The 24633-nt window shown below is 36.9% G+C and carries 21 protein-coding genes; 19 read left to right on the plus strand and 2 right to left on the minus strand.

Translation table 11 applies throughout. The features are described 5' to 3' along the window. Nucleotides 1-26 precede the first annotated feature (26 nt). The 7 genes from MHH96_RS13125 (at nucleotide 27) to MHH96_RS13155 (ending at nucleotide 8407) form a co-directional block, all read left to right on the plus strand. Entirely contained in the window at nucleotides 27-1340 is a 1314-nt protein-coding gene (locus tag MHH96_RS13125; RefSeq protein WP_053215630.1) for an ABC transporter substrate-binding protein, read from the plus strand. Between the two features lie 93 nt (nucleotides 1341-1433). Beyond that, nucleotides 1434-2351: a carbohydrate ABC transporter permease gene (locus MHH96_RS13130; RefSeq protein ID WP_082138282.1), complete on the plus strand. Its 918-nt coding sequence runs from the start codon at nucleotides 1434-1436 to the stop codon at nucleotides 2349-2351. Continuing rightward, nucleotides 2351-3178, plus strand: coding sequence for a carbohydrate ABC transporter permease (locus MHH96_RS13135; protein ID WP_328283120.1), 828 nt, complete (start codon nucleotides 2351-2353; stop codon nucleotides 3176-3178). Before MHH96_RS13130 ends, MHH96_RS13135 begins: the two co-directional genes overlap by 1 nt. 24 nt (nucleotides 3179-3202) lie before the next feature. Continuing rightward, complete coding sequence (locus tag MHH96_RS13140; protein ID WP_341117543.1) at nucleotides 3203-5242, plus strand: beta-galactosidase; 2040 nt, start codon at nucleotides 3203-3205, stop codon at nucleotides 5240-5242. A 244-nt stretch (nucleotides 5243-5486) separates the two neighbouring features. Beyond that, nucleotides 5487-6854, plus strand: coding sequence for a 23S rRNA (uracil(1939)-C(5))-methyltransferase RlmD (rlmD, locus tag MHH96_RS13145; protein ID WP_445669008.1), 1368 nt, complete (start codon nucleotides 5487-5489; stop codon nucleotides 6852-6854). 283 nt (nucleotides 6855-7137) lie between these two features. Then, on the plus strand, nucleotides 7138-7671 hold the full coding sequence (locus tag MHH96_RS13150; RefSeq protein WP_061799735.1) for a cell wall hydrolase: 534 nt from the start codon (nucleotides 7138-7140) through the stop codon (nucleotides 7669-7671). Between the two features lie 184 nt (nucleotides 7672-7855). After that, entirely contained in the window at nucleotides 7856-8407 is a 552-nt protein-coding gene (locus MHH96_RS13155) for a hypothetical protein (protein ID WP_047941510.1), read from the plus strand. Between the two features lie 100 nt (nucleotides 8408-8507). Here the strand turns inward: MHH96_RS13155 and MHH96_RS13160 are convergent, their stop codons facing one another. Further along, a complete protein-coding gene (locus MHH96_RS13160) occupies nucleotides 8508-9275 on the minus strand; it encodes an IclR family transcriptional regulator (RefSeq protein WP_047941511.1) in 768 nt (255 codons plus the stop codon). Between the two features lie 245 nt (nucleotides 9276-9520). Between MHH96_RS13160 and MHH96_RS13165 the strand changes: the two genes are divergently transcribed. The 5 genes from MHH96_RS13165 to MHH96_RS13185 all read left to right on the plus strand — a co-directional run bounded on the left by MHH96_RS13165 (nucleotide 9521) and on the right by MHH96_RS13185 (nucleotide 16468). Next, nucleotides 9521-10429, plus strand: coding sequence for a dihydrodipicolinate synthase family protein (locus MHH96_RS13165; RefSeq protein WP_144544444.1), 909 nt, complete (start codon nucleotides 9521-9523; stop codon nucleotides 10427-10429). 73 nt (nucleotides 10430-10502) lie between these two features. Continuing rightward, nucleotides 10503-12491, plus strand: coding sequence for a YjhG/YagF family D-xylonate dehydratase (locus MHH96_RS13170; protein WP_144544442.1), 1989 nt, complete (start codon nucleotides 10503-10505; stop codon nucleotides 12489-12491). Between the two features lie 92 nt (nucleotides 12492-12583). Continuing rightward, entirely contained in the window at nucleotides 12584-13978 is a 1395-nt protein-coding gene (locus MHH96_RS13175; RefSeq protein WP_341117546.1) for an MFS transporter, read from the plus strand. A 115-nt stretch (nucleotides 13979-14093) separates the two neighbouring features. Then, a complete protein-coding gene (locus MHH96_RS13180; RefSeq protein WP_047941515.1) occupies nucleotides 14094-15662 on the plus strand; it encodes a glycoside hydrolase family 43 protein in 1569 nt (522 codons plus the stop codon). 293 nt (nucleotides 15663-15955) lie between these two features. Beyond that, on the plus strand, nucleotides 15956-16468 hold the full coding sequence (locus tag MHH96_RS13185; protein ID WP_047941516.1) for a DoxX family protein: 513 nt from the start codon (nucleotides 15956-15958) through the stop codon (nucleotides 16466-16468). Nucleotides 16469-16496: 28 nt separating this feature from the next. Here the strand turns inward: MHH96_RS13185 and MHH96_RS13190 are convergent, their stop codons facing one another. Beyond that, complete coding sequence (locus MHH96_RS13190; protein WP_047941517.1) at nucleotides 16497-17393, minus strand: LysR family transcriptional regulator; 897 nt, start codon at nucleotides 17391-17393, stop codon at nucleotides 16497-16499. 127 nt (nucleotides 17394-17520) lie between these two features. Between MHH96_RS13190 and MHH96_RS13195 the strand changes: the two genes are divergently transcribed. From MHH96_RS13195 to MHH96_RS13225, 7 genes are all read left to right on the plus strand, one after another. Further along, entirely contained in the window at nucleotides 17521-18789 is a 1269-nt protein-coding gene (locus MHH96_RS13195; protein WP_047941518.1) for an APC family permease, read from the plus strand. A gap of 78 nt (nucleotides 18790-18867) precedes the next feature. Beyond that, nucleotides 18868-19545, plus strand: coding sequence for a DUF554 domain-containing protein (locus tag MHH96_RS13200; RefSeq protein WP_047941519.1), 678 nt, complete (start codon nucleotides 18868-18870; stop codon nucleotides 19543-19545). Nucleotides 19546-19631: 86 nt separating this feature from the next. Continuing rightward, nucleotides 19632-20111 carry a pyridoxamine 5'-phosphate oxidase family protein gene (locus tag MHH96_RS13205; RefSeq protein ID WP_047941520.1) on the plus strand — a complete coding sequence of 160 codons (480 nt, stop codon included), beginning with the start codon at nucleotides 19632-19634 and terminating at the stop codon, nucleotides 20109-20111. Between the two features lie 266 nt (nucleotides 20112-20377). Then, the gene (locus MHH96_RS13210) at nucleotides 20378-21490 is read left to right on the plus strand and encodes an ABC transporter ATP-binding protein (RefSeq protein WP_047941625.1); all 1113 of its coding nucleotides are present in this window, start codon (nucleotides 20378-20380) and stop codon (nucleotides 21488-21490) included. Beyond that, nucleotides 21487-22425, plus strand: coding sequence for a carbohydrate ABC transporter permease (locus MHH96_RS13215; RefSeq protein ID WP_047941521.1), 939 nt, complete (start codon nucleotides 21487-21489; stop codon nucleotides 22423-22425). Before MHH96_RS13210 ends, MHH96_RS13215 begins: the two co-directional genes overlap by 4 nt. Next, complete coding sequence (locus MHH96_RS13220) at nucleotides 22422-23240, plus strand: carbohydrate ABC transporter permease (RefSeq protein ID WP_082138283.1); 819 nt, start codon at nucleotides 22422-22424, stop codon at nucleotides 23238-23240. The genes MHH96_RS13215 and MHH96_RS13220 overlap by 4 nt, the downstream gene beginning before the upstream one ends. A gap of 47 nt (nucleotides 23241-23287) precedes the next feature. Continuing rightward, complete coding sequence (locus MHH96_RS13225) at nucleotides 23288-24625, plus strand: ABC transporter substrate-binding protein (protein WP_047941523.1); 1338 nt, start codon at nucleotides 23288-23290, stop codon at nucleotides 24623-24625. Nucleotides 24626-24633: the final 8 nt, after the last annotated feature.

Raw genomic sequence — 24633 nt, forward strand, 5'->3', positions numbered from 1 at the left:
ATCTCTATCAAAAGGAGTGGAACTTTATGAGGAAAATCTATGGTTTTGTTTTATTATTTCTACTTACGATTGTGTTGGGGGCATGCAGCAATAGCTCCTCAACGAGTACAGAAGATCTAACCATTCCGGATAATCCAGAGGATATAAAAGGAGATGTCACCGTCTGGGCCTGGGCATTGGAAGCAAATTATTTAGAAAAGGATGTACTTCCTGCTTTTAATAAGAAATATCCTAATGTAAACGTGAAGATTGAGCATATTGGTGTTGATCAAGTATACCAAAAGGTTAGTGCGGGTCTTTCATCAGGTGGAAGCGGATTACCAGATGTAGTACAGGTAGAAAATAATCGTATTCATTCATTTACAGATGATTTTCCAGATGCATTTACGAATTTAAGTTCACTTGGCTTTGATAAACATGAAAATGAATTTTCTAAGTCGAAAATAGATGGGTTAAAGGATAAGGATGGAAATATTATTGCAGCACCAAGAGACTTAGGACCAGTGGGTGTTATCTATCGGACAGATATTTTTGAGGAGGCAGGAGTTGACCCAGCGACTATTAAAACATGGGATGACTATATCGAAGCGGGGAAAAAGGTTGTTGCTCATACGGGGAAGGCATTTCTTGGAACAGATGGAGATGGATTGCTTAGAATTATGCTGCAGCAGCAAGGGGGCTATTACTTTACAGAGGATGATAAATTAGATCTTACTTCAGACGCAGCCAAAAAGGCCATTGATATTTTGCAAAAAATGAAGGATGCAGAATTAATTATCTATACAAATAACTGGGATGGCCAAGTAGCAGCAATGAAAAATGGAGAGGTGGCAACACAGCCTGGTGCTGTCTGGTGGAGTGGAACGATGATTGAACAAATGCCTGAGCTGTCAGGTAAATGGGGCATGTTCCAACTGCCTGCTTTTGAAGAAGGGGGAGGGAGAGCTTCTAATGATGGAGGATCTGCCTTAGCGATTCCAAGTAAATCGGATAATAAAGTAGCAGCATATGTGTTTGCTGAATTTGCATCAACAGATGTAGAATCACAAATTAAGGCACTTACGAATAGAGGATTATTCCCAGCGTTATTAGCAGCATATGAAGAGCCGGTTTTCAGTGAAGAACAAGAATACTTTAATAATCAAACATTCTTTAAAGATTTTGCTGATACAGTAACAGATATTCCATCTGTTAATCACAGCAGTGCAGAGTTAGAACTCAGATCCATTATGACAAGTCAAATGGAAGCATTTTTACTTGAGAATAAACCAGCAGCACAAATATTGGAGGATGGAAAGAAACAAGCTGAGCAGCAAACTGGATTGGAATCGAGCAATTAAAAACCATTTTTGCTAAAGGATTAGAGGCCGACTTTTGAGAATAGCATTTGAACCTATTTTTGAATGCAGCCTCTAAAAAGGAGGGGGAGAAGAATGTCGGATAATAAAATGCTAGAAACAGGAACAAATTCATTAACTATAAAAAAGAAAAAACAATTTATCACGCCTAAGACCGTTCCTTATCTATTTGTTGGTCCAGCCTTGCTATTGTTTATTGCTTTTACGGTTTATCCTATAATTGCTTCTTTTCTATTAAGCTTTCAAACAAAGGTTGCAGGTGTTTATACTTTTTCTGGGCTTGCAAACTATACGCGGCTTTTCAGTGATCCGCTCTTTTACAAAGCGCTTGGCAATACATTTATTATTTTGCTAGTGCAGGTTCCGATTATGTTATTCCTAGCCGTCTTATTAGCGAGTGTATTGAATTCTAGTTTATTAAGAATGAAAGGTTTTTACCGGGTCGCTTTTTTTACTCCTGCTGTTACTTCATTAGTCGCAGCCTCTATTATTTTTGTATTGCTGCTAAATACAGACTACGGTTTAATTAATTACTTATTCACTTCGATCGGCCTTGAGAAGGTTCACTGGCTGACAGATCCTTTCTGGGCGAAGGTCTCCCTTATTCTAGTAACAACTTGGAGATGGACTGGCTATAACATGGTTATCTTATTAGCTGGTTTGCAAAACATCCCGAATAGTTTGTATGAAGCAGCTAGTATAGATGGTGCCAGTACAATCAAGAAATTCTTTTATATCACGATTCCACAGCTTAAGCCCGTTCTGTTATTTACTTTTGTAATGTCAACAATTGGCTCCTTCCAATTATTTGATGAGCCGTACAATTTAACAAATGGCGGTCCAAATAATGCGACAATAACGATTACTTACTATCTTTATAATCAGGGCTTCAGTTTCTTTAATTTTGGTTATGCATCAGCCATTGCTTATGTAATTGTGCTCTTTATCGCGGTTCTATCATGGATTCAATTTAAGGTGGTGAGGAATGACTGATGGCAAAACAGAAACGTATTCAAAAAATATTTATGCATCTTTTTTTACTTATTGGTGTTGTCATTTCGATTGGTCCATTTTATTGGATGCTTGTAGGGGCAACAAATCCTTCAGGCGATGTGCTGGCCTTTCCTCCAAAATTGATCCCTGGTGATTATTTGCTGGAGAACCTACGAAATTTAAGCAATTCTATCGATATTGTCAAAGCAGTAACTAATTCATCTATCATTGCCATTGTTTTTGTCGTAGTAAGTTTATTCATTTGCTCTGCAGCAGGCTATGCTTTTGCGAAATTTAAATTTAAGGGGAGCAATCTGATTTTTGCATCCTTTTTATTGGCGATGATGATCCCCTATCAAGCTACGATTATTCCACTATTTCAAATTTTTGGATCGATAGACTGGATTAATACGTATCAAGCGATTATATTGCCGCAAATATGCTATCCCTTTGCTATCTTTTTGATTAGGCAAAATATGCAGGGAATACCAGATTCCTTAATAGAAGCAGCAAGAATAGATGGAGCTGGAGAATTCTTTATCTTTTTCAAAGTTGCTTTACCAACAATGAAGCCTGCTTTAGCGGCTGTTGGGATATTCCTTTTTACCCATCAATGGAATAATTTTATGTGGCCATTAATAGTGATGACAACACAGGAAAATTATACTTTACCAGTGGCTTTGTCCACTTTAGCTGGTCTTAATTCCATTGATTATGGACAATTGATGTTAGGGACAGCTATTTCGGTAATCCCAGTAATGGTCGTCTTTCTTATCCTGCAAAAACACTTTATTTCCGGTATTTTAGGTGGTTCGATAAAAGAATAAAGAATATAGATAGGAGTGCAAATAATGACGAAAAAATGGACGGCGGAAAAATTAACACTAGGTGTTTGCTATTATCCAGAACACTGGTCAGAGGAACTGTGGGAAAATGATTTTCGAAGAATGAAGGAGGCAGGATTTACCTATGTTCGCATGGGGGAATTTGCCTGGACGATTTTTGAGCCAGAAGAAGGAGTATATTCTTTTGCTTTATTCGATCGGGCGATTGAAAAGGCCCATAAATTAGGACTGAAAACAGTGCTCGGAACTCCAACGGCAACACCGCCAGCATGGCTCACCCATAAATATCCCGATGTATTGAATGTATCTCAATCTGGTATAGCTTACCAGCATGGCGCTCGTAGACATTATAACTACAATTCGGAAAACTACCGGAGACTAAGTTCGGCTATTGTGACAGAAATGGCAAAACATTATAGCTATAATCCAGGGGTTGTCGGCTGGCAGATTGATAATGAACTAAATTGTGAAATAGATGTTTTTTATTCCGAGGCCGATCATTTTGCTTTTAGAAAATGGGCAAAGGAAAAGTATCAAACGCTAGATCAATTAAATGAGGCATGGGGAACCGTTTTTTGGAATCAGACATATACCAGCTGGGACCAAGTCTATTTAACTCGTACAACGGTTCCCAATTCTCCGAATCCCCATCATATGTTAGATGAAAAGAGGTTCATTTCTGATAGTGCTATTTCTTATGCAAAAATGCAAGCAGACATTATTCGGAAATATACAAGCAATCAGTGGGTTACCACAAATGGGATGTTTAAGCATCTCGATAATCATAAGCTGACGAATGAAGTGCTAGACTTCTATGCTTATGATTCCTATCCTAATTTCGGCAGAGTCTTAGAAGATAAGAGCGATAAGCCTTTACGAGACCGGAAATGGAGCTGGAACTTAAGTGTCGTCCGCAGCATTTCCCCTAATTTTGCTATTTTTGAACAGCAGTCTGGTCCAGGCGGATGGGTAACACGACTAGAACAGCCGTCGCCTAATCCAGGACAGCTTCGACTTTGGACCTATCAATCGATTGCACATGGTGCAGATTTAGTTATGTATTTCCGCTGGAGAACAGCAACGAAAGGAACAGAAATTTATTGGCATGGCATTAATGACTATCATAATCTGCCTAACCGCCGTATAAAAGAAGTAGAGCAAGTAAGCAAGGAGATTCAACTAATAGGAGAGAAGATAGCAGGAGCGACTTATCAGGCAGAGATAGCGATCGTCACTAATTATGATAATGAGTGGGATGCGGAATTTGATAAGTGGTCTGGACCTTTTGCTTCCCTTAGCATAGAGGCATGGTTTAAAGCGCTGCAGTATAACCATGTACCTGTAGATGCCTATAATCTAAATAGAAACTCTAATCTAGAAGAGTTGAAAAAATATAAAGTACTGGTGTATCCTCATGCAGCGATTGTATCAGAACAAACAGCGAATTTGCTGGAAAGGTATGTAAAGCAAGGCGGCAAATTAATACTAGGCTGCCGAACTGGATATAAGGATGAAACAGGTCAAGTCTATATGAAAGCATTCCCAGGTTATCTAGCAGCTCTTACGGGAATATCGGTAGAGGATTTTACAAGGGAAGCGCCGTTTGAAACTACTCCAATCGTAATCTACAAAGATAAAACAGAGATTAAGACTAGAGGATTTTATGAGACTTTGAAAGTCGAATCAAAAGATACGGAAGTAATAGGGAGGTTTTCTGACTGTTATTTTGAAGGAAAGCCCGGCCTGGTTAAGCACCAATTTGGAGAGGGAGCTTGTTATTATTTTGGAGGCGTTTTCACTATCGAGCTTGCTGAAAATTTACTCGAAGAAATACAAATTAATAATTATAATAATAAGTTTGATTTACCTGAAAGTGTAGAGTTGTCCATACGCAAGAAAGAAGGAAAAGCATATGTTTTCTTATTAAATTATTCCCATGAGATGCAGGAACTGGAGGTAAAGGAGGAAATGACCAATATTTTAACAGGAGAGAAGATACATCAGAAGATACAATTAAAGGGTTATGATGTGCTTGTGTTAGAGTAGAATATCAGGGGATAAATAGGTTTAAGGAGGGACGTTGTAAATAAAGCAACGTCCCTTTTAAATTGCTAATATCTGCAAAATAAAAATTATTATTTTCATATTGTATGATTGTCCTTTATACTAGGGAAGTATGTTAAAAATAGAGTAGCTAGATCCCTCAAAGAAATGATTCTTTTCAAATAAATTAAGCTAGTGAATTTTTGTAAGGAGGAAATGTCGTTTGACCACTATTGAAAAAGAAACAATGATTGTTGAAATTAAGAATGTTGATGAAAAAGGTGCTGGACAGGCAGTTGTTTGGCGTGAAAATGAATTAGGAAACAAAAAAAAATTAAAACTAACAATTCCGCAAACTTTACCAGGTGAAAAGGTAAAGGTAACAGTTGATCAGCCTCACAGAAGACATCGAAAAGCGATGCCAGAAGAAATCTTAGCTGCACATGCGGAAAGAATTGGACCAGCTTGTCCACATTTTGAAAAATGCGGCGGATGTGTTTGGCAGCATTGGGATTATAATGGGCAATTACAACAAAAAACCAATCATGTAAAACGGGTGATTGAAGAACAAGGATTTGATCCGAGCTTAGTAAAAGATACTATCGGCATGGATGAGCCATGGAGATACCGTAATAAAATGGAATTTACCTTTGCTGCGGATGGTTCTCTTGGTCTGCATGAGCAAGGGAATTTCAGAAAAATTATTTCCTTAGAAACTTGCCTGATTGCTGGAAAAGAAATGGTGGAAGCAGCACTTGAAATAGCCAATTGGGTAAAGGAACATGCATTAAAAGGTTATAATAAAGATACACATGAAGGACTTCTTCGTCATTTAATGGTGAGACAGTCTTTTGCTACAGGGGAAATGATGTTGGCGCTATTTGCGACAGAAGCTCCAGATGGTTCTTTGAAAGATGCAGTGGATACAGTAGTCGCTCGTATTACCGAAAAGTTCCCGCAAGTTAAAAGCTTTATGTGGCTAGAGAATACCGATTGGGCAGATCGTACGCAATCAGAAAAAAGCCATACATTAGCTGGCAGGGATTTTATTTACGATGAAATGGATGGATATCGATTCCGCGTGTGGTTTGATACTTTCTTCCAAACGAATCCAACACAAGCACAAAAATTAGTCGATTTAGCAGTAGAAATGGCAGAACCAAAAAAATCAGAAAATATGATTGATCTATTCTGTGGCGTCGGAACATTCTCTCTTCCATTTGCGAGCAGGGTTGGCAAGCTTGTAGGCATTGAAATTGTCGAAAGCTCGATTGAATCAGCTAAACGAAATGCAGGAGATAATGGTATTGATAATACTACTTTCCTAGCACAAGATGCCCGAACTGGACTAGCACAAGTATTGGAAAAATTTGGCAGACCTGAGTTATTGCTGTTAGATCCACCTCGCTCGGGTGCAGGTGGAAAGGTAATGAGACGTATCGGACGTTCTCAACCAGAAAGAATTGTATATGTATCATGTAATCCGGATACCTTTGCTACTGATATTAAGCAGCTGGAGCCATTTGGATACACGTTGAAAGTGGTTCAGCCAGTGGACTTATTCCCGCATACGGTCCACGTCGAATGCTGTGCATTATTAGTAAGAAATAATTAACATTTGGGAAGCTGATTTCAGATTTTTTCTGCTATCAGCTTTTTTATTGTTATAGATAGAAAATGGGGTTGTATTAGTATTGTAGAATCTCCATTTTAAAAAAAATTATCCCCTATGTAGGGGAAATATGAGCAATTGGAGAAAGAGGAATTGTAAATATTTAGTTATTTCTCCCAAATACCCCGGCAAATATTACAGTTCTTCCAACAATTATGCAATGAGTTTTGTTTCCAAACCTGTTAGCCTTGTATATGGGCCTGTTAAAACAGGAGGTATACAAAAAATGAAACAGTTATTATTTATTGCAATTATATTCACTTTTATTAGTGGTTCTTATATATATATACCATCTATTGCAAATGCAGAAACAATTAGTAAGGAAGAAACAACAACTGTAGCGACAAGAAAATTTGCTGTTGATAAAAAAGAAAATGTAAAAGCTTCTGATGAATCAGCAGACATAACAAATAATGAAAAAAAATTACTGGCCCGTCTTGTTCATGCAGAAGCGAAGGGTGAGCCGTTTGCCGGTAAAGTAGCAGTAGCTGATGTAGTACTAAATCGTCTAGATGATAAGCAGTTTCCTGATACAGTAGAGTCTGTCATCTATGAGAAAAATGCTTTTCAGCCTGTTCAGAACGGTTCCATCGATAAAGCAGCGGATAAAGAGTCCATGGAAGCAGTAGAAGAAGCATTAAATAATGGTAAGGAGAATAAAGAGCTTCTTTACTTCTATAATCCAGATACAGCAACAAGTGATTGGATTTTTACAAGAAAAGTTATTAAGCATATAGGAAATCATGCATTTTCTATTTAATAAGTATTAATTAGTTAATTATTTTGCCATTATTTCATATATTTGTAGTAGTAGCTGGGGAGAATAGAATTTCTCCTTTTTTTATTTAAAATTCTTATTAATTATAGCTAATACGCGAAAAAGGAAAATATTTGAAACTTTTTTAAATACTATTCGTATAGTTTTTTATTGAGGAGGTGATGTGGTGAAGAAAAGTAATCATCGTATATTCATAATCGCATTATTTCCTTTTCTTCTTATTTTATTAGTTGGATGTACTGAGAAAACAGTTAAGGACACAGATCCATACATACAACCAGTAGAAGCAGTTTTACAAAATGCTTTAAATGGCCCGAAGGATGAGTTAATAGAAATATGGAACAAACAAAAGGAAAGCAAAGTAAATGGAGAAGAAAAGCAGGCTGCTCTAGGAGAATATGAAGAAGCAGTCTTTAAAGATTATTTTTCTAATCAAAAATCCTATAATGATTTCATTACAAGATATGGAACGAACCTAATGATGGAGCCGTATAAAAAGGATTATAGTCTTAAGGTGAAAAATATTGAATTCGAAAGAACAGATTCGAAAGGAAAGATTTATAACTTTTCTATATCATTAGCATATCATAAAAAGGGCATGGATGAGCCAAAAGTAAAACAAGTAACTGGGCAAGCGAATGTAAATGCTGATTATAAAATTGAAAGAATGTTAATCCGTGTAAATGATTTATGGGGATCATTTGATAAGAGAAAGTAAAAGCTGCTATGTTAATGAAGAAGTGGATGAAGATAGCGTTAGAAAAAGAGATGTAATTATTCGGGTGAAATGATAAGAGACAGGCAAAAATGCCTGTCTCTTATTTCATTGTAATTCCATATCGCATTTTTTCCGATAATTCTTTTCCCGTTGTTTTCAATAGCTGTAAATAGTCATTAAGGAGATCATCGCTTACTGTAGAAACTAATGTTGAGATGCTAAGCGCTGCTAGTATTTGTCCATGTTGATTTAGAATTGGTACCGCGATACAGCGGACACCTAGTTCATTTTCTTGATTATCCACAGCATACTCGTTATAACGCACCTTTTCTAATTCCATAAGGAAATCTTCTTTCTTGGTAATAGTCCGGTTTGTTGCTTGTGTAAACAGATAGTTATCTAGTAGTGAATGAATTATATCTGGAGGTTGATACGATAACAATAATTTTCCGATTGCTGTACAATGGAGGGGAATTCTTCTCCCAATCCGAGAGTACCGAATAACAGAATTAGCCCCTTCTTCCTTGTCAATGTATACACCTGCATTCCCATCAAGAATACCTAGATGGCAAGTTTGGCCCGTCTTTAGTGCTAACTCAACGAGATATTTATTAGCTATTTGCCTGATGTTTAAAGTATTGATAACTAAATTCCCTCTTTCAACGAGCTTTAAGCCTAATCGATATTTTCCATTTTCAGAATTTTGATCAATATAGCGAGATTGCTGCAAAGTCTTTAATAAAGAATGTACTGTACTTTTATGAAGCCCCATTTGTTCGCTGATTTCCGTAATCTTTAATTCTACGGTGTGATCGTTAAATAAATCTAATATTTGAAGTGCACGTTCAACAGATTGAATGATTGGCATAATATCTTCTCCATTTTTGCTTTATAATATCTAACTATTTCCTAGGATAACAAACATTATAGTGTACTTTTACATTAATACAGCCATTTCAAAATAGCAATCTCTATTTGTAAATTAGAAAATATTCAAAATTAACAAAATGTAAGTGTTTACTTTTAAGGGCTGTATGTTATAATCAATTCACACAGACTAAATAATAGTATTGAGTTTTATAATGTAAAACAAAAAAGGAGAGATAAGAAAAAATGACCGAACTGAATCGATTTAAAGGCATTATTCCGCCAGTGTCAAGCATTCTTGATAAAGATGGTAATCTGAAAGAAGGCGAAATGGCGTTATTAATTGATAGACTAATTGAGGAAAAAGTAAATGGCTTATTCTTTTTAGGTACTGGTGGAGAATTTTCGCAAATGTTTGTAAAGGAGAGAAAGAGGATTGCTGAATTTGCTGTTAAGTATGTTGCAAAAAGAGTTCCTGTCTTAATTGGAATTGGCAGCACGAATACAAGGGAGGCAATTCTGCTCGGTCAGCATGCGGAACAAATAGGCGCAGATGGAATTGTTGCTATTAATCCCTATTATTGGAATTTGACCAAAGAGAATTTATATACCTATTTTAGTGACATTGCAAAGTCCGTTAAGCTGCCAGTTTTACTCTATAATTTTCCCACCCTTACAGGGCAGGATTTAACACCTGATTTTGTGAAAGAGCTTGTTCTAAATCATCAAAATATAGTTGGTATTAAAGAAACGATTGATTCTATCGGACATATTCGTGAAATGAATGATAAGGTAAAAATGATTAATCCTGATTTTTCTGTTTTTTGTGGGTTTGATGACCATTTATTTAATACGTTACTGCTTGGAGGAGATGGAGCAATAACAGCTAGTGCAAATTTTGCACCACAATTATCAGTTGGTCTGTATAATTCCTTCTTAGCAGGGGATATAGAAAAAGCAGTTTCTTTGCAGAAACAATTAGCTATATTGCCACAACTATATAAAATAGATAGCCCGTTTGTAAATGTAGTGAAGGAAGCAACGAAATTATGTGGTATAGATATTACAACCGAGGTGTTGCCTCCTGCTAAAGCGCTCAATGAAGAGAAGAAGCAGCAAGTTAAGGAAATTTTACAACAGGCAAATTTATTATAAGAAAAGGTGATAGATTGCTTTTTTTGAAATGATTATTTGTTTACTAAACAAACAGATATTGGAGGGTGATAGGATGACATTACCATTTATATTTGAAAACGAGAATAAATCCCTTTATGAAGTAAAAACGAATGCAAAGGGGCCAACTGGAAAGCTGCCACTTACTGCACAAATGCTGGAGGATTCGCCGAGCGGGGATTTATTCGGACTTAGCCAAAATGTAGGGATGGGATGGAAACCGAAAGATTTATTAGGAACAGAAGTCCTTATTCTAGGTACAAAAGGTGGTATAAGAGATCATAATGGTGAGCCAATCGCGCTAGGGTACCACACAGGACATTGGGAAGTTGATATCCTCATGGCAGAGGCAGCTGCAGAAATTCGAAACCATAAAGGTGTTCCTTTTGCGGGTTTTGTTAGTGATCCTTGTGACGGTCGTTCGCAAGGAACATTAGGAATGTTTGATTCTTTCCCTTATCGAAATGATGCTGCAATTGTTTATCGGCGTTTAATTCGTTCATTGCCTACTAGAGAAGCAGTAATAGGCGTAGCAACGTGTGATAAAGGATTACCTGCCATGATGATTGCGCTTAGTTCTATGCATGATTTGCCAACTATTATTGTGCCTGGTGGTGTTACTCTGCCTCCAGCAATTGGGGAGGATGCAGGAAAAATCCAAACAATTGGCGCACGATTTGCGAATAAAGAAATTAGTTTGAAGGAAGCGGCAGAACTTGGTTGCGTGGCATGTGCTACACCAGGAGGAGGCTGTCAATTCCTTGGTACTGCTGCAACCTCGCAAGTAATTGCGGAAGCACTAGGCATAGCAGTCACTCATTCAGCACTTGCTCCTTCTGGACAAAAGATTTGGGCAGAAATGGCAAGGCAGTCAGCAAGAGCTGTTTTAGAAATGGAAAAGAATCAAATTACAACAAAGGACATTATTACAGACAAAGCAATCGAGAATGCGATGGTTCTTCATGCTGCTTTTGGTGGTTCAACTAATCTTTTATTACATATCCCAGCTCTTGCACATGCTGCCAAATGTAAAATCCCCACAGTAGATGATTGGGCAAGAATAAATCGCAAAACTCCACGTCTAGTAAGTGTTTTACCTAACGGACCAGATCATCATCCCACAGTTCGTGTTTTTCTTGCTGGTGGTGTACCAGAAGTAATGCTTCATTTACGAAAATTAGGGCTTTTACATGAAGATGTCCTAACTGTTACTGGTCATACTTTAGGAGAGAACTTAGATTGGTGGGAAAAATCCGAAAGAAGAACGCAATTAAGGAAACGTTTATTAGAAGCAGATGGAGTCAATCCTGAGCAAGTAATTATGGATCCAGCTACAGCAAAAGCAAGAGGGCTCACTTCCACTATCACCTTTCCAAAAGGGAATATTGCACCAGAAGGATCTGTTATTAAATCGACTTCAATTGATCGCACTGTAGTAGGAGAAGATGGAATCTATAGACATACAGGAGCAGCAAAAGTATTTACATCTGAGAAATCAGCTATTACTGCAATAAAAACTGGGGGCATAAAAGCTGGAGATGTAATGGTCGTAATGGGAGGAGGTCCATCTGGAACCGGAATGGAAGAAACCTATCAATTAACGTCTGCTTTGAAATATTTGCCTTTTGGCAAATATGTATCTTTAATTACGGATGCTCGTTTTTCAGGTGTCTCAACTGGAGCCTGCATCGGTCATATCGGTCCGGAAGCATTGAGTGATGGACCAATCGGAAAGCTGCGAAATGGAGATTTAATCGATATTATGGTTGATTGTGAAAACTTGATAGGAACAGTTGATTTTATTGGTACAGAAGATCAACGATTGTCAAAAGAAGAGGCGGCATCCGTTTTAAAAACAAGAGAAGCACATCCAGATCTTAAACCAGACCCTAATTTGCCGGATGATACAAGGCTTTGGGCGGCACTGCAAGCGGTTAGTGGCGGGACATGGAGAGGCAGTGTATATGATGTTGACCGAATTATTGAAGTATTGGAAGCAGGGAAGAAGGCTTTAGCGAAAGAAGAAGGTTCTTTGACAAGATAGTTCCACAGTATCTTAGTAGAAGATAGCTCTGGTTGTCGTTGTAAGTTTAAATTAATTGTAAGCGTGAACAAAGCAATGGATGGAGGATTAAGATGTCGACCAATTTAAAAAGGGAAGAGGTTACTCCGACACAAAGTGCACCAGCTGGTGAAAAGATAAGTTTAATAGAAAGATTAGGGTATGGTTCTGGTGACTTAGCTAGTAATTTTATCTGGCAAGCAATGAGCATTTTTATTGTATATTATTTTACAGATATCATTGGCATTGCAGCAGGAATTGTAGGATCCATTATGTTGTTTTCCCGGATATTTGATGGGATAACAGATGTATTGATGGGTTATGTCATAGATAAGACGAAATCAAAGCATGGTAAGGCTAGACCGTGGCTATTATGGCTTGCGATTCCTTTTGCAATCTCAGCTGTATTACTGTTCACCGTTCCAGATGTAAGCACTGTTTGGCAAGTTGTTTATATTACGATTACCTATAATTTAGTATGCCTTGTCTATACTGGTCTAAATGTACCGTATGGAACCTTAAATTCCTTAATTACACAAGATCAATACCAAAGATCTGTTTTAAATGTCTTTCGTATGAGTCTTGCATTAATAGGATCACTTATAGTTAGTAATTTGACCCTCCCACTTGCAAATGCCTTTGGAGGTGGCCAATTTGGATGGATTGTAACTTTCCTTATTTTTGGATCGATTGGCAGTAGTCTTTTCTACTTTTGTTTCAAATCAACTACTGAAAGAGTTAAGCCTGCTAGCAAGGAACAACAGCACAATCCCGTAAAACTAAAAGACAGCTTAAGAACACTTGGGAAAAATAAGTATTGGGCACTTGTGACGACATTTATCTTTATGACCTATATTTTTAACGCCTTAAATTCTGGGGCAGTCATTTATTTTGCTCAGTATATTTTAGATGACACCCTTCTTGTTGGACTTGTAACAACAGCATATACAGTGTTTATCCTTTTAGGAATGGTGATTGTAGCACCAATTACGAAAAGATTTGGTAAAAGGAATGCCATTATTGTTGGGGAAGTAATTACGTTAATCGGTTATCTAATTATGTTAATTGACATCACCAATATAGCTTTAATTGTAGCCGGTACGATAATTCGAGGAATCGGTAAAGCGCCGATTAATGGAAGTATGTTTGCGATGCTAGGTGACACGATCGAGTACGGGGAGTGGAAAACAGGAATTCGAAATGAAGGTATGGTATATAGCGGCGGAAGCATGGGTATCAAAATCGGGAGTGGATTAGGAACCGCTATTATAGGATGGGTATTATTCTATGGAGGATATGTTGGCGGCGGAGGCACGCAATCGAATGCAGCATTGCTTTCTATTCAATCCCTGTTTATTTACATTCCAATGGCAATTACTATTTTCTTAATTATCCTCATGCTATTCTATCGTTTAGATAAAATCTATCCTCGTATTATTAGTGATCTAAAAGCTAGAAGCGCAAACTAATTTCTAACATAATATGTTATAGCAATAGTTGAAGCTATTGGGAATGTACTAGTTTTGTAGATTCCTTTCCTAATTTACTTTAGAATTTACCAATGTTAAGAAAAGGGGTTATGAAATGAGTAAAATAATCAATCCAGTCTTGCCAGGCTATCATCCTGATCCTTCTATTTTGCGAGTTGGAAATGACTATTATATAGCGGTCTCTACTTTTGAATGGTTTCCAGGCATACAAATATATCATTCTAAAGACATGATTAATTGGAGATTGTTAACATATCCATTAACAAGAGAATCCCAATTAAATATGATTGGAAATGTCAATTCAGGAGGAGTTTGGGCGCCCTGTTTAAGTTATTCAGAAGGGATGTTTTTTTTAATCTATACAGATGTAAAAAGTAGAATGGGAGCTTTTAAGGATACACATAACTATTTAGTGACAGCTGAAAATATTGAAGGGCCTTGGTCTGAGCCGATTTATCTTAATAGTAGTGGATTTGATCCTTCCTTGTTTCATGATGAGGATGGGAGAAAATGGTTAGTCAATATGATTTGGGATTTTCGTAAAGGAACTAATTCTTTTGCAGGAATCGCCCTGCAGGAATATTCTGTAGAAGAAATAAGGCTAGTGGGACCGGTACAAAATATTTTTAAGGGCTCAGAGATAGGTTTAACAGAGGCACCTCATATATATAAGCGGAATGGCTATTATTATTTAGTAACAGCAGAAGGAGGAACTTGGTATACCCATGCGGTTACAATAGCTAGGTCAACGTCTTTATTTGGTCCATACGAAATAGATCCAACCAATCCAATCTTGACATCAGATGAGAACAAAAAAGACCAGCTGCAAAAGGCAGGACATGGAAGCTTGGTGGAAACTCAAAATGGTGAGTGGTATATGGCACATTTATGTGGAAGACCAGTTGTCGATAAAAAATGTATATTAGGGAGAGAAACGGCCATCCAAAAATGCTATTGGACAGAAGATGATTGGCTGCGTGTTGAAGGAGGACCAAATCCATCCACTATTGTGGAGGCACCGGATTTACAATTACATCCATTTGAACAAGAGAGCAACCTTGATGATTTCCAAGGTCATTCCTTAAAAAAATACTGGAACTCATTAAGAAGAACATTTACAGAGGATTGGATTTCACTAACAGAACGACCAGGTTATTTGACATTAAAGGGTGGAGAATCGATGAGCTCCCTCCATCATCAAAGCCTGTTAGCACGCAGACTAGAGAGTTTCACGGTGGAAGTAGAGACAGCAGTTGAATATACACCCGAAAACTTTCAACAAATGGCGGGATTAATTTTTTATTATGATACAGATGATTATGTGTACCTCCGAATTACGACACATGAAACGTTGGGAAAATGTATCGGAATTATTGAATCCAAGCATGGGGTTTATGATGAATTACTCGATCAAGATATACCATTAAAATCTACAGGGGAGGTTAAGATAAAGGCAAAAGTTGACCAGCAATGGCTACAATTTGCTTATGCAGAAGAAGATGAATGGAAGAATATCGGCAGTAAAATCGATATTAGTCATTTATCAGACGATGATGCAGATTATATTCGTTTCACTGGAACCTTTGTTGGGATATGTACACAAGATTTAAGCGGGCAAAAGAAACCAAGTTATTTTTCATACTTTAAGTATGATGAGTTGTAAAAAAGAATATCAGAAAAGGGTACTGTGAAGTTTACAGTACCCATCTTTATGTGGTAAGAAAAGGAATAGTTAATCATTAATTATGTTTCCTTATAGATAGTGATAATCATGTCCTTAGTTCACAACTTGGCCATAACTTTGTGAACTAAATGTGAAATACATCACAATATACTTTCTCATAGTGAAAATAGTGCTATTATATAAGTGTAGTAAGAAACAAACAAGATCTTGTAAAAGTAAATGTGAATCAATGAACAAACTAATAATTTATCATTCTAAGGAGATGGAGAGAAATGTTAGATTTATTAAGAAATAATAAAGTAGTTGCAGGAATTTTAGCTTTTATCCGAATTTATCTTGGTTATCAATTTATCCATGCAGGCTATGAAAAAATAACAAGTGGTGCCTTTGACGCAAGTGGATTTTTACAAGGGGCGATCGCAAACAGCACAGGTGAACACCCAGCAGTGCAAGGATGGTGGGCAGCATTCTTAGAACATGTAGCACTTCCGAATGCGGATTTATTCACTTTCTTAGTTCAATGGGGAGAATTATTAGTAGGGATTGCATTAATTCTCGGTTTATTCACAAGCTTTGCAACTTTAATGGGAATGGTCATGAACTTCGCATTCTTGTTCAGTGGAACAGTAAGCACAAACGGACAAATGATTTTACTAGCCATCTTCGTAATAGTGGCAGGAGCTAACGCTGGTAAATTTGGTCTTGACCGCTATGCAATGCCATATATCAAAAATCAAATAAATAACAGAAAAAATAAACATAAAAAAGAAGCAGCCGCTGTTTAAGGGGTCTAAAAGAGAGAGCCAGTTACAATTAGTAGCTGGCTTCTTTTTCAAATGCAGTTCTTTTTTCTTCTTCCTGTTTAAAATAAGCTTTTGCTTCTTCGATAAAATAATGGACGATTGGAGAAACCCATCTGCTTTTATGATAAAAAAGAAAGGAAGCGACTTGACCATGTTTCTTATCTAAACGCCGTGCAGATAATCGTCCCTCCTTTAATTCATTTTGAATGGTAATTTCCGGCACAAGAGCAAGTCCCAATCCACATTGTACACATTGCTTTATTGCCTCAATACTCCAAAATTCATGAAAAGAGGTTGGAGTAATATTTTCTTCCGCTATAAATTTATCAAAAATGGTCCGATAGGGGCAGTTGCTTTCCGAATAAAGAATGGAATTAGGCTGCATATGACTAGGGGAGGAAATGATACTCATATTTTCGTCTAACATTTTAATGGTTTCTAAGGAAGGATGCTTCTTGAATTCCAGATTAAGAAGCAAGGCAATATCTAAATCGCCAATCTCTACTAAATGCTGCAGTTCCTCGCATGTCCCCATTCGAACAGATAAATGAACATCCGGAAATTTCTCTTTATATGCCTGAATGATAGTAGGAAGACGGTAAACAGTTAATGATTCAGAAGCCCCAATCGTTATTTTTCCTTTTTTCATTCTCGAAGATTGATGCAGTTCTTTTGCTCCCTTATGCAGGCGCAGCATTTCATTTGCATAAGGAAGAAATGATTTGCCTAACTCTGTTAACGCAATGGATTTGCCGAGACGATCAAAAAGTGGGCCTTCTAGTTCCATCTCTAATGCTTGTATATGGGAAGTAATAGAGGATTGTGCATAGCCAAGCTGAGTAGCTGCCTTGGCAAAACCACCAGCTTCCACGATGGCCTTAAACGTTTGTAAATGGCGTATTTCCATATAGTATCCTCCTGTTATCGGTATAATCGATATTGTTTATCGTATATATCTATTTTACTGAATGATAAAAGACAAATACAATAGAAAATGAGAAATAATTAAAAAACATCAGGAATGGGGAAAAAGAATGAATCAAAGAAAAATTGGTTCCTTGACCTTAAGCGGGTTAATCATTGGACCGCTATTAGGATCAGGAATTATTTTATTGCCAACTATTATTTATGAAAATATCGGAAACTATGCAATCTTTGCCTGGTTCATTATGTCCATCATTGGCATATGTTTTGCATATGTCTGTGGAGAGTTAATGATACAGTTTCCAGGGGAAGAAGGGCTTGGTACTGCCATGGAAAAAGCATTTGGAGCAAAAATAAAAAATCTTTCATCTGTTTTTCTTATGATTGCTGCTTTGATGGGACCAGTCGCAGTGATGATGACAGCAGCTGAATATATTCAAACCTGGCTATTTTCAAGCAATATTAAAGTAGAATGGATTGCGTTTGTTTTACTCATCATAAACGGGTTGATACTGTTATTTCGTCTGAATTTTCTTGGGAAATTGTCTTTTATCATCTCTACATTTGCCGTATTGATATTAGTAAGTGGTAGTGTCTTTTCTTTAATAAACCATCCTTCTGACACTTGGGATTTTCCTGTATTTCATTATTCTTCCTTTGGTTATAGTCTCTTATTGCTTTTTTGGACAATAGTCGGCTGGGAGATTGTTGGTAATTATTCTAGTGAAGTGAAAAATCCAAAAACAACCATTCGGAGAGCGATCTTTTTTAGTGCGGCAGTCATTTTGGTTGTTAATTTAGTCCTTTCTGCTGCTGTTCAGTGGACAACATATACAGGTACGTTTACTATTCGTTTAACGGGGATTATGTATCCATTGTTTGGACAGCTGTCTATTGGCTTATTGGCAATCGTCGCAACAGGACTTTGTATAACAACACATTTAATGGTTGTTGGTGGAGTAGCAAGACTAATAGCATCGTTATCAAAACCTATTTCCTCTCTCCACTTTCTAACTAAAAAGTTCTCTAATGGAGCACCATATAAAGCAATTGGTTTGCTTGTTTTTATCCATCTTCTGTTTGCCTTTTTAGTCTTATTAAAATTAGTGTCAGTAGAACAACTTGTCAGCTTGGCAAATGCCTTTTTCATTGCTAATGCTCTAATTGGTCTCTGTGCAGCAATTAAGTTATTAAAAAAAACGTTGTTAAAAGGAATGGCCATTATGTTAAGTATCCTGTTTGCCATCTTGCTATTACGCTCTTCCATTATTGCATTAGTCATTATCCTTATTTTAACTGGATTATTTAGCGGCTGGCACAAAAGAGAACTAACCCGCAAGAAAAGAGTGATGTACGATAAAAAAGTGACCAAAATGTAGGCAAAATAAGATAAAATGGCTTATATAGTGAGTGACCGTATGCTATTCATTAAATATAAAGCCAAGGAGAAAAAGAAATTGATTGGAACATTGTTTAACTGTTTTATGATTTTAGCAGGGTGCATGATAGGCAGTTTTTTGAAAAAGGGAATTAAAGAGGAGTATCAGGATATTTTAATGCAGGCAATGGGACTAGCTGCAACTGCACTTGGAATCCATTCCATTGTTCAATACATGCCAGACAGCAAATATCCTGTTCTGTTTATAGTCAGTCTAGCTATTGGTGGTTTGATTGGCGAAAGGTTAGATATAGAAAATGCTTTTAAACGATTTGTAGGCAAATTCTCGAAGGGGAATCTGGCAGAGGGATTATCGACTGCGATTTTACTTTTTTGTGCAGGGACTTTATCAATCTTAGGACCAATTGAAAGTGCATTAAGAGGGAATCATACTTATCTATTTACAAATGCCATTTTAGATGGCGTTACATCGATTGTTCTATCATCGACCTTTGGATTAGGAATTGCTGTTTCGGCTCTCGTCTTATTTGTGTGGCAAGGCTTTTTTTACATAACAGCTGGCTTACTTGCAAACTTTTTAACGTCTGATTTATTAGCAGAAATATCGATTATTGGCGGAATTCTTATCCTTAGTTCAGGACTTAGCATACTAGGAGTAAAAAAATTCAAGACCTTAAATCTGTTGCCGTCTTTGTTAATACCAGCAATTTGGTTTATGATTCTAAAGCTTTTTTAAACAAGCGAATTTTGTCTAAATCACTTTTGATTAAAAGTTTTTTATAAGGGTAATATACTTTTAGAACAGTTCAAGAGGTGATTATAATGGAAAACACAATTAGACAAGAAGAACTTGAAACGTTAAGAGAACTGATTAAAGATGTCGATACAGCCATGTTAACAACCGTTTCAGAAGAAGGGCTAGTCTCTCGTCCAATGAAAACGCAGGAAGTAGAGTTTGATGGTGATTTATGGTTTATAACAAAGAAAGATACCGATAAGTATGAAGAGATTTTACACGAAAATGAAGTGAATATTTCTTACGCAGGTAAATCCTATGTTTCGATAAGAGGTAGAGCAGAAATTGTAGAGGATATTGCAAAGAAAAAAGAGTTATGGAGTAAGGCCTACGAAAAAATCATGAAAGCGTCTTACGACGATCCGAATGTCGTCTTGATTAAAATAAAGGCAGAAGCAGCAGAATATTGGGATACCAGCTTTACTAAAAACATTGTCTATTTTTATAAAAGACTAGCAGGCAAAGAAGCGGAAAACACAGACATTAACGAAACAATTGAATTATAAGGAACCGTTAAAGCTCAGAGAAACTCTGAGCTTTTTTATATGCAGAGAAATGGGGACGGTTCTGCTGAGGGCAGAAATAGAAATAAGGAGAACCGTCCTCCCTGTATTTGTTAGTAAAGAAAATTAAAAAAATATGAAGAGTGTAAAGCGAACTTGAAGTTTGTCAAAGGACTATTAGGTGTTTGTTAATGATTGGTAAATTTGGCTATTTCGTTAAATTTGTATGGTTAAATAGGGATGTAATTCAATTGGGGAGGGGTTTGTTAGTGATTGCAGTAGAATTGAAGGACATTTCAAAATCATATGATAGACAAAAATCGGTAATTGATCAGATAAGTCTTTCCATAGAAGAAGGGGAATTTTTTGTGCTAGTTGGTCCATCAGGATCTGGGAAAAGTACATTATTACGAATGATTGCGGGTCTTGAAGAAATTTCTGGTGGCGTATTGAAGATGAATAATAAGATTGTCAATCACCTGCCTCCAAAGGAACGCAATTTATCTATGGTCTTTCAAAATTATGCCTTATACCCACATTTAACGGTTGAACAAAATATTCTCTTTGGTTTACGTGCCAAAAAAATAGACAAGTTAGAACAGCAAAAAAGACTAAAGGAAACAGCTGAGATGATGGGATTAATGGATTTATTAAAACGTAAGCCGAAGCAATTATCTGGCGGTCAAAGGCAGCGGGTAGCTCTTGCTAGATCTGTTGTCAGTGAAGCTCCAATTTGTTTAATGGATGAGCCGCTTTCTAATTTAGATGCAAAGCTCCGTGCCCACATGAGAATAGAAATCCGCCGTTTACAAAAGAAGCTGGGCTTAACGATGATTTATGTAACTCATGATCAAGTAGAAGCAATGACAATGGGGGATCGAATCATGGTTTTAAATGATGGGAAAATCCAACAAGTAGGCGAACCGATTACTTTATATAATCAGCCAGCCAATTTGTTTGTAGCTTCTTTTATCGGTTCCCCGAAGATTAATTTAAGTAAAGGGAAATTAATTGATTATAAATTAGTGTTGGAGAGTGGTTTGCAAATTACTATGGATAAAGAAGAAATGTTAGCACTGTTGTCCTATCCAAATTTAACGATGGGGATAAGAGCGGAACATATTTTGCCAGCAGCTCCAGAAGAGAAAACACATATTTTAGAGGTTATCAATGTGGAGCAGTTAGGAAATGAAACGCTGTTAACCTTTGAAGTGGGTAAGGAGCTTTGGACAGCTAAATGGTTAGGGCAATGGCGGATTCAAGCAGGAGATCATGTACCAGTTCAGTTGTCCTCTAAGAATATTTGCTTTTTCGATTCTGAATCGGGAGCATTGATTCGACCAGCAATTGCAGCCAAAGAACAAGAGGTTGTTGGACTATGAGTGAGGTTGTATATCGGCAGGAAGTGGAACCTTCCATTGATTTTATAAAAGAAAAAAAGAAGCAGCGGTTACAGTATTGGCTGAAAGGAATGCTATTTCTATTACCTTCAATTCTATTATTTAGTGTTTTCTTATTTTATCCATTAGGAAGAACTATCTTTTTAAGTTTTTTCTTAACGGATAATCGAGGTGACCCAACAGTCTTTGTAGGGCTGGAGAATTACTTAGAAATTTTCAAATCTGCTATTTTCCTGCAAAGTTTAAAGTCAACCTTTCTTTTTGCTTTATACACAGTTCCAGGATCGATTATCGTCAGCTTATTCCTAGCGATTCTTGCAAATGAAAAGTTACGTGGAATTGGTGTTTTTCGAACCGTTTTTTCCTCTTCCATGGGGATTTCAGTTGCGGCAGCTTCTGTATTTTGGATGTTCTTATTTCATCCGACAATTGGGTGGCTGAACCGTATTGTAAAAACATTTGGCTTAGAGCCAATTGGGTGGCTGACCGATCCTAATTGGGCGCTTTTTTCTGTATCTATTTCTACCATTTGGATGAATGTCGGATTTACCTTCTTAATTTTATTAGGTGGACTTCAATCGATTGATTCTTATCTCTATGAAAGTGCAGATATAGACGGAGCCGGCTACTTTTATAAATTGAGACGAATTACGATTCCGATGCTTTCTCCCACTTTATTTTTTGTACTGACTGTCACATTAATAAATGCCTTTCAAACATTCGGTCAAGTAGATATGTTAACAAGAGGTGGACCGCAAAATGAAACGAATTTAATCGTTTATTCTATCTATCAAGAGGCGTTTATGAATTACCAGTATGGAACAGCAAGTGCACAAGCAATTATTCTATTTGTCATCATTCTGGTTCTCACTATTATTCAATTTAAGCTTGGAGAAAGGAAGGTCCATTATCAGTGACATTGCCAATTCATAAAAAAATTATCTTTTACATCTTCTTAATCGTTTCGGCACTGCTCATTTTTTCGCCAGCTATAATCGCTTTTCTAATGAGCTTTATGTCTTCACAGGATATTATGACAGGAAAAATAATTCCAACCGGATTAACATTGGACAATTATATAAAAGTGTTTGAACGCTTTCCCTTAATGCAATATTTATTAAATAGTTTTGTCGTTTCCCTTGTTATTATGCTCGGACAATTAATACTTGCTAGTTTAGCTGCTTATGCATTTGTCTTTTTAGAGTTTAAAGGGAGAGATGTAATCTTCTTTATCTTTATTGCAACCATGATGGTGCCATTTGAAGCATCCATCATCCCAAACTTTCAAACGATAAGGAATCTAAACTGGCTGGATCATTATAATGGTTTAACCATTCCGTTTTTTGCAACAGCCTTTGGTACGTTTCTCTTACGGCAAAATTTTAAACAAATTCCCAAAGAACTTAAGGAAGCAAGTGAAATTGCGGGAATTGGGGATCTTAAATTTTATTTAACGGTTGTTCTGCCAATGGCGAAAACGAGTTTGATTACACTAGGTGTGTATGGTTTTGTTACTTCTTGGAATATGTATCTATGGCCACTACTGGCCACAACAAATGATAGTGTACGTACTGTTCAAATAGGGTTAAGACAGCTTCAATCACAAGAACAGTTAAATGAATGGGGCATTATTATGGCAGGAGCAATTATTGTGGTTCTGCCAACATTAATCCTATTATTTTTAGGCCAGAAAAAGCTTCAAAAGGGATTAACAGAAGGAGCTTTAAAATAATTTTTTCACAATATTTAACTATAAGATATTTGGGGAGTGTAGGGAAAATGAAGAAAACAAAACAGTTATTCAGTATATTCATGCTTTCAATCGTTTTATTTATGGCAGGCTGCAGCAATAATGCAGAATCCTCTACTAGTGGTGAAAAACAGGAAGGACCGACTACGGTTACATTCTGGCATTCCATGGGCGGAGCAGCTCAAGAAGCATTGAATAGTATTGTAGAGGAATACAACAGTTCGCAGGATAAGGTGAAAATCAATGCAGAATATCAAGGTACATATGATGAGGCATTAACAAAATTTCATACAGTTGCAGGGACAGAAAGTGCGCCAACTATGATGCAGGTTTTTGAAATCGGCACAAAATCGATGATTAATAGTGGATTTGTGGAACCAATTCAGACACTCATTGATGAAGATGGTTATGATATGAGCGGCTTAGAAGAAAATATCACAAACTACTATAAAATTGATGACACTTTTTATTCGATGCCATTTAACTCTTCTACACCAGTTATGTATTATAATAAGGATGCCTTTAAAGCAGCAGGTCTAGATCCCGAGAAAGCTCCCGCAACATTTGAGGAGGTAGAAGAAGCTGGAAAAGCGATAACAAAAGCAAACCCAGAAATGAAAGGATTTGCCCTTCAAGCATACGGTTGGTTATATGAGCAATTATTAGCTAATCAAGGTGCTTTATTAATGAATAATGATAATGGACGAACAGAAACACCAACAGAAATTGGTTTTACGGATGAACAAGGAAAATCGATTTTTCAATGGGTAAAACGAATGATTGATGCTAAAACCTTTGCTAATTATGGTACGAATGGTGACAACATGGTAGCTGGATTCCTTGCAGGAGATGTTGCAATGTTTATGCAATCTTCGGCTAGTGCCAGAGATGTCATTGATAATGCGCCATTTGATGTAGGTGTTGCTTTTATTCCCCATCCAGAAGCTGTAGAAAGACAAGGTGTGGTTATAGGTGGAGCAAGTCTGTGGATGATGAAAGATAAGAGTGATGAGGAGAAAAAAGCGGCCTGGGAATTCATGAAGTACTTACAAACAAAAGAAGTTCAAGCGAAGTGGCATGTTGGCACAGGATATTTTGCTATTAATCCAGATGCTTATAGTGAACAAGTTGTAACAGAAGCATATGAGAAAATGCCACAATTAAAAGTTACAGTTGAGCAATTACAGTCTACTAAGTCTTCTTATGCTACACAAGGTGCTTTAATGGATATGATTCCAGAGGGACGTCGCATTAGCGAAACAGCACTTGAGACAGTTTATAACGGTGGAGATGTCGAGGAGACGTATAGCAATATGGTAAAACAATTTAATGAAGCAATTGAAAAGGCGAATCGAGCTAGAAAATAATAGATAGT

The sequence above is a fragment of the Niallia sp. FSL K6-0212 genome, from assembly GCF_038007605.1.
GTDB lineage: Bacteria > Bacillota > Bacilli > Bacillales > Cytobacillaceae > Niallia > Niallia circulans.

Excerpts from the sequence above, each read along its gene's own strand:
- MHH96_RS13125 (WP_053215630.1), top strand. The coding sequence starts at position 27 with ATGAGGAAAATCTATGGTTTTGTTTTATTATTTCTACTTACGATTGTG.
- MHH96_RS13130 (WP_082138282.1), top strand. The coding sequence starts at position 1,434 with ATGTCGGATAATAAAATGCTAGAAACAGGAACAAATTCATTAACTATA.
- MHH96_RS13135 (WP_328283120.1), top strand. The coding sequence starts at position 2,351 with ATGGCAAAACAGAAACGTATTCAAAAAATATTTATGCATCTTTTTTTA.
- MHH96_RS13140 (WP_341117543.1), top strand. The coding sequence starts at position 3,203 with ATGACGAAAAAATGGACGGCGGAAAAATTAACACTAGGTGTTTGCTAT.
- rlmD (WP_445669008.1), top strand. The coding sequence starts at position 5,487 with ATGATTGTTGAAATTAAGAATGTTGATGAAAAAGGTGCTGGACAGGCA.
- MHH96_RS13150 (WP_061799735.1), top strand. The coding sequence starts at position 7,138 with ATGAAACAGTTATTATTTATTGCAATTATATTCACTTTTATTAGTGGT.
- MHH96_RS13160 (WP_047941511.1), bottom strand. The coding sequence starts at position 9,275 with ATGCCAATCATTCAATCTGTTGAACGTGCACTTCAAATATTAGATTTA.
- MHH96_RS13165 (WP_144544444.1), top strand. The coding sequence starts at position 9,521 with ATGACCGAACTGAATCGATTTAAAGGCATTATTCCGCCAGTGTCAAGC.
- MHH96_RS13170 (WP_144544442.1), top strand. The coding sequence starts at position 10,503 with ATGACATTACCATTTATATTTGAAAACGAGAATAAATCCCTTTATGAA.
- MHH96_RS13175 (WP_341117546.1), top strand. The coding sequence starts at position 12,584 with ATGTCGACCAATTTAAAAAGGGAAGAGGTTACTCCGACACAAAGTGCA.
- MHH96_RS13180 (WP_047941515.1), top strand. The coding sequence starts at position 14,094 with ATGAGTAAAATAATCAATCCAGTCTTGCCAGGCTATCATCCTGATCCT.
- MHH96_RS13185 (WP_047941516.1), top strand. The coding sequence starts at position 15,956 with ATGTTAGATTTATTAAGAAATAATAAAGTAGTTGCAGGAATTTTAGCT.
- MHH96_RS13190 (WP_047941517.1), bottom strand. The coding sequence starts at position 17,393 with ATGGAAATACGCCATTTACAAACGTTTAAGGCCATCGTGGAAGCTGGT.
- MHH96_RS13195 (WP_047941518.1), top strand. The coding sequence starts at position 17,521 with ATGAATCAAAGAAAAATTGGTTCCTTGACCTTAAGCGGGTTAATCATT.
- MHH96_RS13205 (WP_047941520.1), top strand. The coding sequence starts at position 19,632 with ATGGAAAACACAATTAGACAAGAAGAACTTGAAACGTTAAGAGAACTG.
- MHH96_RS13215 (WP_047941521.1), top strand. The coding sequence starts at position 21,487 with ATGAGTGAGGTTGTATATCGGCAGGAAGTGGAACCTTCCATTGATTTT.
- MHH96_RS13225 (WP_047941523.1), top strand. The coding sequence starts at position 23,288 with ATGAAGAAAACAAAACAGTTATTCAGTATATTCATGCTTTCAATCGTT.